The sequence below is a fragment of the Rhodanobacter panaciterrae genome, assembly GCF_014651895.1.
GTDB classification, from domain to species: Bacteria; Pseudomonadota; Gammaproteobacteria; order Xanthomonadales; family Rhodanobacteraceae; genus Rhodanobacter; species Rhodanobacter panaciterrae.
Map to the genome: position 1 here is coordinate 663,139 of NZ_BMXT01000002.1, position 14,497 is coordinate 677,635.

General features: G+C 63.8%; 13 protein-coding genes. 8 read left to right on the top strand and 5 right to left on the bottom strand.

Annotated features, from left to right (window positions below; translation table 11 throughout):
• Nucleotides 1–19: 19 nt before the first annotated feature.
• Together dprA and IE071_RS12375 are read right to left on the bottom strand one after the other, a co-directional pair.
• A complete protein-coding gene (dprA, locus tag IE071_RS12370) occupies nt 20–1,201 on the bottom strand; it encodes a DNA-processing protein DprA (RefSeq protein WP_189441487.1) in 1,182 nt (393 codons plus the stop codon).
• Between the two features lie 94 nt (nt 1,202–1,295).
• Nucleotides 1,296–2,417: a LysM peptidoglycan-binding domain-containing protein gene (locus tag IE071_RS12375; RefSeq protein WP_189441488.1), complete on the bottom strand. Its 1,122-nt coding sequence runs from the start codon at nt 2,415–2,417 to the stop codon at nt 1,296–1,298.
• A gap of 188 nt (nt 2,418–2,605) precedes the next feature.
• Here IE071_RS12375 and def point away from each other — a divergent pair, with 188 nt between their 5' ends.
• The 6 genes from def (at nt 2,606) to IE071_RS12405 (ending at nt 9,654) form a co-directional block, all read left to right on the top strand.
• Nucleotides 2,606–3,115 (top strand): peptide deformylase, encoded by a 510-nt coding sequence (def, locus tag IE071_RS12380; protein ID WP_189441489.1) that lies wholly within the window; start codon nt 2,606–2,608, stop codon nt 3,113–3,115.
• Complete coding sequence (gene fmt / locus IE071_RS12385) at nt 3,112–4,053, top strand: methionyl-tRNA formyltransferase (protein ID WP_189441490.1); 942 nt, start codon at nt 3,112–3,114, stop codon at nt 4,051–4,053. Before def ends, fmt begins: the two co-directional genes overlap by 4 nt.
• Before the next feature lie 11 nt (nt 4,054–4,064).
• Nucleotides 4,065–5,396 carry a 16S rRNA (cytosine(967)-C(5))-methyltransferase RsmB gene (gene rsmB / locus IE071_RS12390; protein WP_189441491.1) on the top strand — a complete coding sequence of 444 codons (1,332 nt, stop codon included), beginning with the start codon at nt 4,065–4,067 and terminating at the stop codon, nt 5,394–5,396.
• Between the two features lie 112 nt (nt 5,397–5,508).
• Nucleotides 5,509–7,230 (top strand): ArnT family glycosyltransferase, encoded by a 1,722-nt coding sequence (locus IE071_RS12395; RefSeq protein WP_189441492.1) that lies wholly within the window; start codon nt 5,509–5,511, stop codon nt 7,228–7,230.
• A gap of 165 nt (nt 7,231–7,395) precedes the next feature.
• Nucleotides 7,396–8,640, top strand: a complete 1,245-nt coding sequence (locus tag IE071_RS12400; protein ID WP_229792885.1) for an O-antigen ligase family protein — start codon at nt 7,396–7,398, stop codon at nt 8,638–8,640.
• 12 nt (nt 8,641–8,652) lie between these two features.
• Nucleotides 8,653–9,654 carry a glycosyltransferase gene (locus IE071_RS12405; protein WP_189441493.1) on the top strand — a complete coding sequence of 334 codons (1,002 nt, stop codon included), beginning with the start codon at nt 8,653–8,655 and terminating at the stop codon, nt 9,652–9,654.
• On the opposite strand, the gene IE071_RS12410 is transcribed toward IE071_RS12405, so the two are convergent.
• The 3 genes from IE071_RS12410 to IE071_RS12420 are packed head-to-tail and all read right to left on the bottom strand — an operon-like array spanning nt 9,642 to nt 12,396.
• Nucleotides 9,642–10,496 (bottom strand): glycosyltransferase family 2 protein, encoded by an 855-nt coding sequence (locus IE071_RS12410; RefSeq protein ID WP_189441836.1) that lies wholly within the window; start codon nt 10,494–10,496, stop codon nt 9,642–9,644. The genes IE071_RS12405 and IE071_RS12410 overlap by 13 nt on opposite strands.
• Before the next feature lie 14 nt (nt 10,497–10,510).
• A complete protein-coding gene (locus tag IE071_RS12415) occupies nt 10,511–11,449 on the bottom strand; it encodes a glycosyltransferase family 2 protein (RefSeq protein WP_189441494.1) in 939 nt (312 codons plus the stop codon).
• The gene (locus IE071_RS12420; RefSeq protein ID WP_189441495.1) at nt 11,446–12,396 is read right to left on the bottom strand and encodes a UDP-glucuronic acid decarboxylase family protein; all 951 of its coding nucleotides are present in this window, start codon (nt 12,394–12,396) and stop codon (nt 11,446–11,448) included. Before IE071_RS12420 ends, IE071_RS12415 begins: the two co-directional genes overlap by 4 nt.
• Nucleotides 12,397–12,591: 195 nt before the next feature.
• Here IE071_RS12420 and IE071_RS12425 point away from each other — a divergent pair, with 195 nt between their 5' ends.
• Both IE071_RS12425 and IE071_RS12430 read left to right on the top strand, forming a co-directional pair.
• On the top strand, nt 12,592–13,407 hold the full coding sequence (locus tag IE071_RS12425; protein WP_189441496.1) for a glycosyltransferase family 2 protein: 816 nt from the start codon (nt 12,592–12,594) through the stop codon (nt 13,405–13,407).
• A gap of 1 nt (nt 13,408) precedes the next feature.
• Nucleotides 13,409–14,449 (top strand): CDP-glycerol glycerophosphotransferase family protein, encoded by a 1,041-nt coding sequence (locus IE071_RS12430; RefSeq protein WP_189441497.1) that lies wholly within the window; start codon nt 13,409–13,411, stop codon nt 14,447–14,449.
• Nucleotides 14,450–14,497 lie beyond the last annotated feature (48 nt).

Consider the following 14,497-nt stretch of genomic DNA (forward strand, 5'->3'; position numbering starts at 1 on the left):
CCGATGCGGATATCACTGATCAATCGGCGTCAGGTAATCGCTGGTAGCGGTTGCCCGGCAGACTCTCGATCCTGGCGTCCAGTTCCAGCATCAACAGCATCGAGGACAATGCGGCTGCCGATTGCCCTGTGCGCTGGACAAGTTCGTCCAATGTCACCGCATCGTAGCCAAGTTCGCTCAAAAGACCACAATATTCGGTATATTCACCGTAACCGAAACGATCACGCGAACTACCTGCGCCACTCTTGGCAACCAGCTCTCGAGTCGCCTCGTCGCCGGCCTCCGTCTGCAATCGGGCAGCCAGTTCGCGGCCAAGCATGCGCGCTGCCGGAGCCAATGTCTCGATAATCTCCGCCGCACTCTCGACCAGTCGCGCGCCATCACGGATCAACCGATGACAGCCGCGCGCCAGCGGATTATGGATGGAACCGGGCAGCGCGAACACCTCACGCCCTTGTTCCGCGGCCAGTCGGGCGGTGATCAACGAACCGGAGCGCAGGCCCGCCTCGATCACCAGCGTACCCAGCGACAGACCCGCAATGATCCGGTTCCGCCGCGGAAAATGATCGGCGCGCGCGGCCGTGCCGGGCGGAAACTCACTGATCAGCACACCGTGCGCAGCGATCCGCTGGGCCAGCGCATGGTGCTTGCGCGGGTACACCCGATCTGGTCCGGTGGCGATCACCGCCAGCGTCGCCGCACTGGCATCCAGTGCCGCCGCGTGGGCCGCACCGTCGATGCCATCGGCCATGCCGCTGGTAATCGCGAAGCCGGCCTGCGCCAGCGCCCGGGCAAACGCACGGGCATGCACCAGCCCGCTCGCACTGGCGCTGCGGGCACCGACGATCGCCACTTGCGGATACAGCAACAGGCTGGCGTCGCCGACCACGAACAATGCAGCCGGCGGTTGCGGAATGTTTTCCAGCTGCGGAGGAAAATCCGCTTCGGTACAGCGCAACAACCGATGACTGGGCTCGGCCAGCCATGCCTGATCGGTTGCCAATAGCGCCTCATCGGGCTGTGCCAGCCACGCTTGCGCCGGCTCACCGAGTGCCGCGGCGTGGCGCTGCAGCTGCGCCACTGCCTTCCCGATATCGCCATCGGCTGCATCCAGCCGCTCGCGCAGACCACCCGGGCCCAGGCCCGGCGTGCGTAGCGCGATCAGCCATGCGCGCAGTTCATCCCTATCGTCCATGTGCATGTGCTGCAGTTTACGGAACCGGCGCAAACAGAAACGGCGCGGTGATGGCCGCGCCGTGCTGTAGGCAGATGCCGTTACGGCAAGCGCCGCGTGGTTATTCCGGTGCGCGCAGACGACCGCCGACATGCACCGGCCGCAAGCCATCCATGATCAAGCCGTAGCTGACCCGATCGAAGGTACGGAACACCATCACATGGCCGACGTACTCGTCCGGCAAGGTGACATTGTGGCCCACGCCGCGATTCCAGCTGTTGCTGGCCACGTCGTCGTGGATGGTCTCGCCCGGCTCGTAGATCGTGAAGGTCTGGCCATTGTCGACGCCGTCCTTCGCACCAATCGACAGCATCACCACCTGACGCGAACCGGCCGCGTCCATCGCATCGGCAAAGCCGATCACCTTGGCGTCAGCCGGCACCGACTTCGGCGGGTGCGGGTAGTAGAACGCGTCGTACGGCGCGTCGTCGACCGGCATGATGCGGTCGCCACTGCGAATTTCCATGGTCGAATCGAGCAGCAGCAGGGTCGACGGGTCGCCCGTTCGCAGCGTCTCGGCGGTGCCGATTACGCTGACTTCGACACCGAGGTCATCGCCGCGACCGTAATGTCCGTCGTTACGGGTGTCTTCATCCCACGGCGCATTGACCATCGCCGCATTGCTGTCCAGCTCGTGGCCCACCAGATCGGCGCGACTCGCATCGTTCTGATTGAAGCCACGGAACACATGGGTAGGACGCACGATCGCCCAGCGCTGACCCGGCTCGCCCTGCAGGCCCCGCACGTAGAGGTTCTGACCCACCGTACCGCGCAGGCGGGCCTCTTCCAGGCCGACCACATACGGTGCGGAGTTGACCGCATTCGAGTCCATCACCCGCATGTTCTTGAGGAACATTTTCAGTTCGGACAATGGAATCGCCGGTACCGCCTCGCCTTCGGGATGCGTCTGCGGCTGCAGTCGCAAACGTGGTCCGTTGATGAAGGACAGGTTGAGCACGTCACCGGGGTAGATCAGGTGCGGATTGCGTACCTGCGGATTGGCCTGCCAGATTTCCGGCCACAGCCATGGTTTGGACAGGAATTTGGCGGAGATATCCCACAGCGTGTCGCCTCGGCGCACGGTGTAGCTGTCGGGATGATCGGCTCGCAGTTGCGCGCCCGCTGCATACACAGCCACGGTGACCAGCATGCCGGCCAGCAACACGATAATTTTCTTGATCATTGGCGGGAATCCCCCTTCCCCAGATGCTCGGTCGAGTGTAACCGAATGGTTAACACGCGCAACAGGCGCGAGTTGGCAAAAATCGTCTGCACTCGGATGGTTGCCGACGTACAATAAGGCACATTCTAGATCGCACCGGGGGTGGCTTTTTACCAAATCACCCGCAATTCCGGCGCCGAGGTGATTCCATGTCCGTACTACCCATACTCGAATTCCCCGACCCTCGCCTGCGTACCCGTGCCGAGCCGGTGCGCACGTTTGACGCGAAGCTCAAGCAGTTTGTCGCCGACCTGTTCGAGACCATGTACGCCGCCAATGGCGTCGGCCTCGCCGCGACCCAGGTCGACGTGCATCAGCGCGTGCTGGTCGCCGACATGAGCGACGACCGCCAGCAGCCGCTGGCACTGATCAACGCGCAGATCCTTGAGAAGGAAGGCTCGCAGGTCTATCAGGAAGGCTGCTTGTCGTTTCCCGGCCTGTATGCCGATGTCACCCGCGCATTGAAGGTGAAGGTGAAGGCGCAGGACGTCGACGGCAACGAGATCGTGGTCGAGGCCGAAGGCCCGTTGGCAGTGTGCATTCAGCATGAGATGGATCATCTGGACGGCAAGGTGTTCGTCGACTACCTGTCGTCGCTGAAACGCGCGCTGTTGCTGAAGCGGCTGGACAAGCAGCGCAAGCAGGCGGCGACGGCTTGAGTCGTCCAGGTCTGCGGCTGGTCTTCGCCGGCACCCCGGAATTTTCCGTACCCTGCCTGGAGGCCTGCCGCGCCAGCGGCGCCGAAGTGGTGGCCGTTTATACCCAACCTGACCGCCCTGCGGGCCGCGGCCGCAAGCTCACGCCCAGCCCGATCAAGCAGGCAGCACTGGCCGCCGGCATCGTGGTCGAACAACCCGAATCGCTGAAATCCGCGCAGACGCAGCAGGCGCTCGCGGCCTATCGACCGGATCTGCTGGTGGTGGTCGCCTACGGACTGATCCTGCCGCGCAAGGTGCTGGCGATTCCGCGACTCGGCTGCTGGAACGTGCACGCCAGCCTGCTGCCGCGCTGGCGTGGTGCCGCGCCGATCCAGCGCGCGATCCTGGCCGGCGACAGCGCAAGCGGCGTCGACCTGATGCAGATGGAAGCCGGCTTGGATACCGGCCCGGTCCTGTTGCAGCGACGCACCCCGATTGCCCGCGAGGACACCGGCGGCTCGCTGCATGATCGCCTGTCCCGCTTGGGTGCCGAGGTATTGGCCGAAGGCCTGCGTCGCACCTTGGCCGGCGAGGCACTCACCGCCATGCCACAGCCAGCCGAAGGCGTCACCTATGCGCACAAGTTGGACAAGGCCGAGGCGAGACTCGACTTCAGCCGACCGGCACGCGAACTGGAGCAGCAGGTGCGTGCATTCGATCCATGGCCGGTCGCCGAAGGTGAGATCGCCGGCGAGCCGCTGCGGATCTGGGCTGCACAAGCGATCGAACTTGACCACCACGCCACGCCCGGCAGCGTGCTGGCCGCCGGCCGCGGCGGCATAGACCTTGCCTGCGGTCACGGCGCACTGCGCGTTACTGCCCTGCAGCGCGCTGGCGGCAAACGCATCGGCGCCGTCGACTACCTCAACGCCCGCCCTGAGCTGCGTCAGCCCCAATGAAGACTGGGCCCATGAAGACTAGTCCGGTGAAAGCTGGCTCGACGAAAGCCGATACCCGCGCATTGGCCGCCAAGGGGCTCGCCGAAATTGCCTTGCACGGCGCCTCGCTGCGTGACGTGATGGAGCGTTACGCACCGCGACTGGCCGACCCGCGCGACCGTGCCTTGCTGATGGCCCTGCTCAGCGAAGGCGCGCGCTGGTGGCTGCGCTTCGATGCCGCGATCGACGGTCTGCTGGAAAAGTCCCTGCGCCACAAGGATCCGGCGATCCATGCGCTGCTGGTGCTGGGGCTGGTGCAACTGGAAATCCTCGAACTGCAGGATTACGCCGCCGTGGCGGCTACGGTTGAAGCGGTTCGCGCATTGCAGCGACCGCAACTGGCCGGACTGGTCAACGCCGTGCTGCGCCGCTGGCAGCGTGAGCGCGAAACCCTGATCGCCCGACTCGATGCCAAGCCGCAGACGCGCCATGCGCATCCGGCGTGGCTGGCCACAGCGCTGCAAAGCGACTGGCCGGAACAGGCCGACGCGGTAATGACGGCCGACAATCGCGAGCCGCCGCTGATGCTGCGCGTCAATCGTCAGCGCAGTGAGCGCGGCGCGCTGGTCGAGCAATTGCAAACAGCCGGCTATACCGCCGAAATCCATCCGTGGCTGAGCGACGCGCTGGTATTGCCGCACAGCACCGATGTCACCCGCATGCCCGGTTTCGAAGATGGCTTGTTCGCCGTGCAGGATGGCGCCGCGCAAATAGCCGCCGACCTGGCCGAACTCAAGGATGGCCTGCGTGTGCTCGACGCCTGCGCCGCACCCGGCGGCAAGGCCTGCCATCTGCTCGAACGCGCCGACATCGATCTGACCGCGCTGGAAGTGGATGCCCCACGCGCCGAGCGCATCCGGCAGAACCTGATGCGGTTGCGGCTGAATGCCAAGCTGGTGATCGGCGATGCCGGTGCGCCGAAAGGCTGGTGGAAAGGCCAGCCCTTCGACCGCATCCTGATCGACGCACCATGTTCGGCTACCGGCGTGCTGCGCCGCCGGCCGGACGTGCGGCTGCATCGGCGCGAAAGCGACATCGCCGCCATGCATGCGCAGCAACGCCGGATCCTGTCCGCGCTGTGGCCACTGCTGGCACCGGGCGGGCGCTTGGTCTACATCACCTGCTCTGTACTGCGCGCGGAAAACGAGGCCATCGTTGGCGAACTGCTGGCGGCCCAGCCCGATGCACTGCCTGTGGCATTCACACTACCGGTGGGGCATGCCGCATCGGCGGGTTGGCAGATCCTGCCCGGTGATGGTGACCTCGACGGCATGTACTACGCCGTGCTGCAGAAACAGCCCTGAGCCCTTACCGGGACGGTCAGCACTGACCTGCCGCCATCATCGCAACACGAATACTTCGGCCGGCCCGGCTATGCTTGACATCATCGATCGCCGCTGACGGAACGCCCCGCCCGTGAAGCCTTGTACGCCCCTGTCCCGCGCACGTCCGCTGTGGTTGCGCGACGCCCGCTGGGAGCTATTGCTGTTCGGCGTGTTCGCCCTGCTGCTGCTTGGCCTTGGCATCGGTCTGCGCGATCCGTGGCCGTCCGACGAGCCACGTTTCGCGCTGGTCGCACGACTGATGGTCGAGCATGGCCAATGGTTGTTCCCGCACCGCGGCCACGAGCTGTATCCGGACAAGCCGCCGGTATTCATGTGGCTGCAGGCGCTGGCCTACCTGGTAACTGGCAACTGGCGTGTGGCTTTCCTGTTGCCGTCGCTGGCGGCGGCGTTGACCGCATTGGCACTGGTCTACGACTTGGCACGACGGCTGTGGAATCATCGCAGCGCGCTGCTGGCGACAGCCACGCTGCTGGTGACCATTCACTTCACCTACCAGATGCGCAACGCGCAGATCGATCCGCTGCTGCTGGGCTGGATCACCTTTGCCAACTACGGCTTGCTGCGGCATCTACTGCTGGGACCGTCGTGGCGCTGGTTCGCCGCGGGTTGCTTCTTTGCCGGCGTCGGCGTGGCGACCAAGGGCGTTGGCGTGCTGGCGTTGTTGATGCTGATTCCGTACCTGATCGCACGCCGTGGGCATTGGCATCAACTGGCGTTGCCGAGCGGCGGCTGGCGCTGGGTCGGCGGTCTGGCGCTGTTCCTGCTGCCGATCCTGGGCTGGCTGTTGCCGATGCTGCTGGTCGCGCATGCCGATGGCGATCCGCAGCACGCCGAATATGTACAGAACATCCTGTTCGGACAGACCGTGCATCGCTACGCGACACCGACCGGGCATATCCATTCGCCGTTCTATTTCCTCGGCATCATCGTGGTCGACTGGTTGCCGCTATCGCTGCTGTTGCCGTGGGCGCTGCCGGCATGGTGGCGGCGACTGAAGCGACGCGACGCGCGTCTCCTGCTTCCGCTGGGCTGGATCGTACTGGTGCTGCTGTTCTTCTCGTTCAGCCCGGGCAAGCGCGACGTCTACATCCTGCCGGCACTGCCGATGACTGCGCTGGCGCTGGCACCGCTGTTGCCCGGCCTGCTGCGCCGGCGTGGCGTGCGCGTGGCGGTGTTCGCGCTGACCCTGCTGCTGGCCGGCGCGCTGACGATCGCCGCGACGCTGGCGATTCATCGACATCCGGCCTGGGCCGGCAAGATCGAACAAAGCCTAGATCCGCAGATCTGGTGGCTGCTGCTGAGCATCGGCGTAGCCGGCCTCATCGTCGCCGCCTTCACGCGGGTGCGCCGCGCACCACTGGGCTGGCTGCTGTTCGCCAGCATTTTGTGGACGCTGTACGGCCTGTGGGGTTATCCAATGCTCAATGGCGATCGCTCGGCACGCGACGTGATGGCTCAAGCACGCGCCATCGCCGGACCGCAGGCTGAGATCGGCTTACTCGCATGGAAAGAGCAGAACCTGCTGATGGCGCAAGGTCCAACCAGCGAATTCGGTTTCCTCAAACCCTGGCCGCAGCAGTACGCCGAAGCCATCGCATGGCAGCAGCAGGCTCCGGTACACCGCTGGGTCTTCAGCCTCGACGAAGCGATGGGCACATGCGTGAACCGTCATCACGCCGCTTATGTCGGCCATGCCAATCGCCGTGAATGGTGGATGTTCAGGGCTGACGCCGTCATGCCCGGATGCGTGCCCGCGACATACACGGACGAAGATGCCGAGGACACACCCTGAAAACGTGATGTGCTTCCGCGCGAGTGAAAAAAAGCCCGTTCACCTCGGCCATACACGAACGAGATGAACCTTCGCGTTATAGTGCACCGCATACAAGCCACGTCGACAGCATGGCCCGGTAGCATTTCCCGAATGGATTCTATGTTGGCTCGACAGGTACACGACGTGCGCGCGCAACCGGTTTCATGGCAAGTCTGGGTCGCCTCTTTGCTGCTGGCGATCATGCCGCTGTGCTTTGCTGTGTCCTCGCGCCTTAAGGCTATGCCGATGGCCGCGCTGTTTGTGATCGGCATGCTGGCTCTGATCACCCGTGCGGAAATCCGGCTCGGCTATCGCCTGGCCTGGCCGGTCGCTGCGGCCTGTCTGTTGCGACTGCTGTACGACATCGGCAACTTCCTGGGGCACCGACTCGACTGGTCCACGCTCGACCTTCCAGCCCAGACGGCACTGTTTCTGGTAATCGCCGCCGCATTCGCCATGCCGCTGAAGCAGCGCGTGATCGCCATTGGTTTCAGCCTGACCACCATCCTGCTCGGTGCGGCCAGCCTGTTTCAGCGCTATGGGCAAGCTGTCGACCGTCCCTACGGACTCAACGGCGGCGACTGGGCCTCGGTTGAATATGCGATGTACCTGCTGATTCTAGTATTGCTTTCAATACTGCAGGCGCTGCGCCCTAACACGACACGCAGCGACCGATGGCTGCATATCGTGGCGGCGGCGATCGGCTTGTATGGCGCAGTCCTGACCCAGAGTCGCGGCCCACTGCTGGCATTTGCCCCGATCTACCTCGGCCTGATGCTGTGGTATGCCGTGCGCTATCAACGCTGGAGTCGCATGCTGATGCTGTTCGCCGTTACCGTAGCGGGTATGTTGGCAGTTACTGCCACCCTGCACCGGGAAATGGTCCATCGGCTGGCCGCTGTGTCGACCGAAATTGCCACTTACAGCCCTGACGACACTTCCGGCGCCGTGCGCGAACGGCTGGAGATGTGGCACACGGCATGGCAGGCGTTCCTTGAACATCCGCTGGCCGGCATCGGCCTGGATCAGTTCGGCGTGTATGTCCGAGCACAAGCTGCCATCGGCAACGCCAGTCCGACGATCGCCAAATACGTGCATCCGCACAGCGAATATCTCGAATCACTGGCCGCTGGCGGACTGCCCGCACTGCTTGTGCTGCTGCTGTTCCTTGGTGTTCCACTAGGGTTCTTTGCTCGCCATCTCAATCATGCGCAGGAGCCTATCGCCGCCGCCGCCGCCGCCGGGCTGATGGTGATCGGCATGTATGGTCTATGTGCATTCAGCGACAATGTGTTTTATCGGGCCATGCCGCAATCACTCTATCTGTTCCTCGTGTTGGGTCTGGCGGTCGGTATCGGCCGCCAGCTGCACGACGCTCCATCCCGCTGACGTCGATCTGCCATGGCCCGTATCAACCTGCTCGCGTGGGACAACCAACGCGGACTCACCCACGATCTCCGACTGCTGTCCAAGGCACTGACCGCGCTCGGCCATCAGGTGCACGTGACTCGGCTCGGCCCGCATCGGCACGACGGCCGTTGGAAAAGCCTGCTGCCGCATCTGCGCATGTGGTGGCAACGGCTGCTCAAGGCAGATCGTCGAGCCACCCTGTACGACGTAAACATCGCACTGGAACACGTGCGCCCTGACTGGTTCGGGTTGGCACGACTGAATCTGCTGGTACCGAATCCGGAATGGATGTCGCCGCGCAGCCAGCGTTATCTGACCCGCTTCGACGCGATTCTGTGCAAGACCCACTATGCGGTGGATCTGTTCACGACACGTGGCTGCCGCGCCTTGCATATCGGCTTCCACAGCACCGACTGCCTTGTTCCCGACATACCGCGCGAACCGACCTTCCTGCATCTGGCTGGTGCCAGCCGAATGAAGGGAACGCAACGTCTGCTCGCTCTGTGGCAACGCCATCCGGAATGGCCGAAGCTGCTGGTGCTGCAATCGCCCCGCACAGCGACCTGCCTGCCCACACCGAGTCCCACCAACATCGAACACCGGGTGGGTTATCTAAACGACATCCGCGAAATCCGGCGGTTGCAAAACTCCCACATGTTCCACCTGTGCCTGTCGGAAACCGAAGGCTGGGGCCACTACCTCGCCGAGGCGATGAGTTGCAAAGCGGTGGTGCTCACCTGCGATGTGCCACCCATGAATGAACTGGTCACGGCGTCGCGCGGCGTTCTGGTGAAGGCCCATAGGACGGGTCCGTTCAATCTGGCCACCCTGCACCACTTTGACGAAGCCGCACTTGAAGCCGCCATCGAACGTCTGCTGGCCATGCCCGAGTACGAACACACAGCACTGGGCGAACAGGCACGGACTTGGTTTGCATCGAACGAAGCAGCCTTTGTCGGCCGACTGGACAAGGCATTGCGTCAACTGCTCTGAGAGATCCCGTGATCGCGCATGACAACGCGTAGATCGACCGCTGCAGTCGCGAATTCAGACAGATGCTGATCAAGGCCAAACTCGCAGCGGATCAGCTGGCGAGCTCGCGTGTCATCCACGATGCGGTCATTCGGATTGTCGACGATGTGCTTGCGTGTGCGATGGTAGAGATGTGTTGCCAGTGCACTGAAGCGCAGTTCACGCCGCAGCAGGCCCGCATGAAAAGCACGCGCCGCCAGCTCGGTATCCTCGCGCCCCCAGCCCGTCATCGCCTCGTTGAAACCGTTGACGCGCAGCAAATCGTCGCGCCAGAACGCCATATTGCAGCTCTTGATACCGCGACGCTTGGTGCCGGGCCTGGCATACCAGCGAGCGAGCGCAGGTAGGCGCAACGTATGTCGGCGCCGCTCGATGCCACGACTGAAAAAACCCGGCATCACCAGCCCCCCTTCCAGCATGCGCCGAGTCAATGCGGCATTGGTCAGCACGCGTGAGCCCTGCACGAAGCAACCGCTGCGCGCGAACGAGCGATGGTCGGCGACGAAATGCCGCTCGGCCACCATGTCGCCATCGAGCAGGATGATGTAATCGCCCTGTGCGGCCGCAATCGCGCGGTTGCGCGCACGACTCATTCGAGCACCGTCGTCTGGCTGCCACAGGTGTACTAGGCGCACTGGATAGTCGCGCGCGATGCGTTCCAGCAATTCGCGCGTGGCCGGCTGCGAGCCATCGTCGGTGACGATCACCTCATAGGGCAGTTCGCTCTGCGCAGCCAGTGCCGCAAGCACCCGCTGCAGCGCCTCGGGCCAGTTGTAAGTGATCACGGCAACGCTGATGCGCATCGCGGCAGTCTCGCTCAATCCATGTCCCGCAGTTCTTTCGGTGCCTGTTGACGGGTCTTGAACACCGGCCATAAAATCGACGCAGCACGCTCCAGATTTCCCAACCATGAACCGCGGCGCAATTGCGCCACTTTGGCGTAGCGTTTCGCCTCACGCCATGTGGGGTCGGGCTTGGTGCGAAATTCATGCTTGGCGCTCTCTACACAGCGCACGTCCAGCCCGATGCTCTTCGCATAGATCTCGATCAGGCAGCGCGATCGGAATCGGTTGAGATATTGGTTGGCAGCGGTCTGCTTGCCCCACCAGCCGTTGTTGCCATGAATGCGGTAGTGCACTGCGCCAGTGCGCAAGTAGTACTTGTGCGCGCCCAGCACACTGGCGCCATACACCAGGCAATTGTCGGCGGACAGCCGCCAATTGCTGCTCAGGTCCGCCGGCAGTTCCAGTGTGCGGCGCGCCCACAGCGCGCGCATCGACAACGCCGACGTCGGCGCACCGTACCAATGCATCAACGCGTAAGTACTGATCACGGTGAATCCGAGATCCAGCGAACGATTGGCGTAGCCCATCCAGCGCTCTTCATCGCCGAATAGCTGCATGTCGGAGAACACGAAGTCGATGTCACGGCGACTGTCGTAAACCTCACCAATGCGCGCCAGATAATCCGGCTCCCAGCGATCATCGGCATCGAGAAAACAGATCACGTCGGCCCGCGCCTCGGCCACGCCGCGCTGAAACGCGACCAGTTGCCCGCCATTTTCACCGCATAGCAGGGTCACCCGCGCATCGCTGCCGTAATGCTCGCGCAGATAATCCGGTGAACCATCGGTGGAACCATCATCCACCACGATGATCTGGGCGGCCGCGCGGGTCTGCGCCAGTGCGCTGTCGATCGCTGCGCCGACAAAGTCACGATAGTTGTAGCTGGTGATGACAACGGCGAAGCTGGTCATGCGGCAGCGCCGTCCTGCAACAACTGGCGAAAATAACCGATGGTCTCTTTCAGGCCATCTTCCAGCGCCACCTTCGGCTGCCAGCCCAGCTTGTCATGTGCCAGGCTGATATCCGGCTGACGTTGCCGCGGATCATCCGCCGGCAGTGGCTTGAACACCAGTTTCGAGCGGCCGCCAACCAGCGCGATCACCTTCTCGGCCAGCTCCAGCATGGTGTGCTCGACCGGGTTGCCGATATTTACCGGCCCGGTGAAGTCGCGTTCGGAATCCATCATCCGCACGATCACATCGATCAGGTCGTCGACATAGCAGAAGCTGCGGGTCTGGCTGCCATCGCCGTAGATGGTGATGTCCTCACCCTTGAGCGCCTGCACGATGAAATTGCTCACCACCCGACCATCGTTCGGATGCATGCGCGGACCGTAGGTGTTGAAGATGCGCACCACCTTGATATCCAGCGCGTGCTGGCGGTAGTAATCGAAGAACAGCGTCTCGGCGCAACGCTTGCCTTCGTCATAGCAGCTGCGGATGCCGATCGGATTGACCTTGCCCCAGTAACCTTCGACCTGCGGATGCACTTCCGGGTCGCCATACACCTCGCTGGTGGAGGCCTGCAGGATGCGCGCCTTGACGCGCTTGGCCAGCCCCAGCATGTTGATCGCGCCATGCACGCTGGTCTTGGTGGTCTGCACCGGATCGTGCTGGTAGTGCACCGGTGAAGCCGGGCAGGCCAGATTGAAGATGCGCTCCACTTCCACATACAGCGGGAAGGTCACGTCATGCCGCATCAGCTCGAAATACGGATGCGTGAGCAGATGCGCCACGTTGCGCTTGCTGCCGGTGAAGAAGTTGTCGACGCACAACACGTCGTGGCCATCCGCGATCAGGCGATCGCACAGGTGCGAGCCGAGAAAGCCGGCGCCGCCGGTGACGAGGGTTCGTTTCATGAGCTGCCGTTTCGGTGCGGTTGCAGGGAATGCGCGACGCGGACTGAGCCGCCATCCATCGACACAAGTGAATATTGTCATGGATTGGCGGGCAAAGATGCGACCCGTCCAGCTGAACGCAATGATCGTTCCCGACCGCTGGCAGCCGAACCGCGGCAGCACAGGCGAAGCGCGGGCTTCGGCTAGAATCCGCATATGCCAACTCTCCCGCTGACCCTCGCCGTCATCACCCACAACGAGGCCGACAACATCGCCCGTTGCCTGAACAGTGTGCCGTTTGCGGCCGAGAAGCTGGTGATCGACAGTGGCAGCGATGACGACACGGTGGCGATCGCGCAGGCGCACGGCGCCCGCGTAGTGCAGCAGGACTGGCTCGGCTTCGGCCCCCAGCGCAACTTCGCCACCACCCAGTGCAGCCACGACTGGATCCTGGTGCTGGATGCCGACGAATACCTCAGCCCGGAACTGGCCGCGGAACTCGAGCAACGTCTGCCGGAGCTGATGGCCAGCGATGCACCGGCCGCGTATCTGCGCCGCAGCACAATCTACATGGGCCGGCCGATGCGCTGGTACCGCCCCGCGGTCGGCGAGCGGATGGCGCGGCTGTACCATCGCGGCCGCGCGCGCTGGAGCGATGCACGGGTGCACGAGTCACTGCGCTTCGACGGCGCCGCGCCGACGCTGCGAGCATCGTTCAACCACCTCAACAACCCGACCCTGCCGCACAAGCAGCTGAAAGTGTTGCGCTACGCCGAACTGAAATGCCGCGACTGGCTCGACAAGGGCAAGCCGGTACGGATGTGGCAGGCGCCGTTCGTGTTCGCGCTGGCCTTCCTCAAGGATTACGTGTTCCGGCTGGCGTTCATGGACGGCTGGCGCGGCTTCATGATCGCGCAGACCGCCGCCAGCTATGCGCTGTACAAGCGCATGCGCTATTACGAGATGGTCAACCATCCGGAGTCGGTGGCGCGCGCCGCCGCCGTGCTGACCCGCCACCAGATAGACCGCTGACATGTCCAAGCCGGCTTCACGCAAGCACTACCTCCTGTACGGCTCCGAACGCTACGCACTGGCGATCCTGCGCCCGCTGCAGGACGCGATCCGCGCCCGCGGCGACGAAGCGGCTTGGTTCTTCGACGGCCCCGGCGCCGAGGATCTGGTCGAAGGCGAGCGCCTGCTGAGCGTGGCCGAGGTGCGTGCATGGAAGCCGATTGCCGTGATCACCTCCAGCAACGCGGTGCCGCATTTCTTCCCCGGCGTGAAGGTCGAGACCTTCCACGGCTTCGACGCCGGCAAGCCGAGGCACATCTACGTGCGCGGCTTCTTCGACCTGTACTGCACGACCGGCCCGCGCGATACCGCGCAGTTCCAGGCGATCGCCGACAAGGTCGGCCACTTCGCGGTGACCGAGACCGGCTTTCCCAAGCTCGATCCCTTCATGAAGGAGATCACCGGCCCGCTGCCGCCGGTGCGCCAGCCGCCGGTGATCCTCTATCACTCCACCTTCTCGCCCTCGTGGAGCGCCGCGGAGACGCTGCACGACGAGGTGAAGCGGCTGTCGCGCGATGGTCGCTGGCGCTGGATCGTCACCTTCCATCCGAAGATGAACCCGGAGACCGCAGCGAAGTTCAAGGCGTTGCAGAACGAGTACCTCACCTTCGCCGAGAACGACAACATCCTCGAACTGTTCCCGCAGGTCGACATGATGTGCTCGGATACTTCATCGGCATTGAACGAGTTCCTGCTCACGGGCAAACCGGTGGTGACGTTCAAGAACCGTCGGCCGGGCCCGCAACTGATCGACATCGACGAGCCGGCGCAATTCGAACCGGCGATCGAGCGTGCACTGGCGCGGCCGCCAGAGTTGCTGCAGGCAATCCGTGCTTACGCCGACGCGATCCACCCCTATCGCGATGGCCGCTCCAGCGAGCGCGTGCTCGATGCGATCGACACCTTCATCGCCGCCGGCGCCCGCAATCCGCGCCGCAAGCCGCTGAACCTGTGGCGCAAGCTGAAGATCCGCCGCCGCATCGGCTACTGGGGTCCGGCCTGAGCCTGCGGCGAACCAGGCTTCCGGTCGCCTTGCGAGCACCGCGCGCAG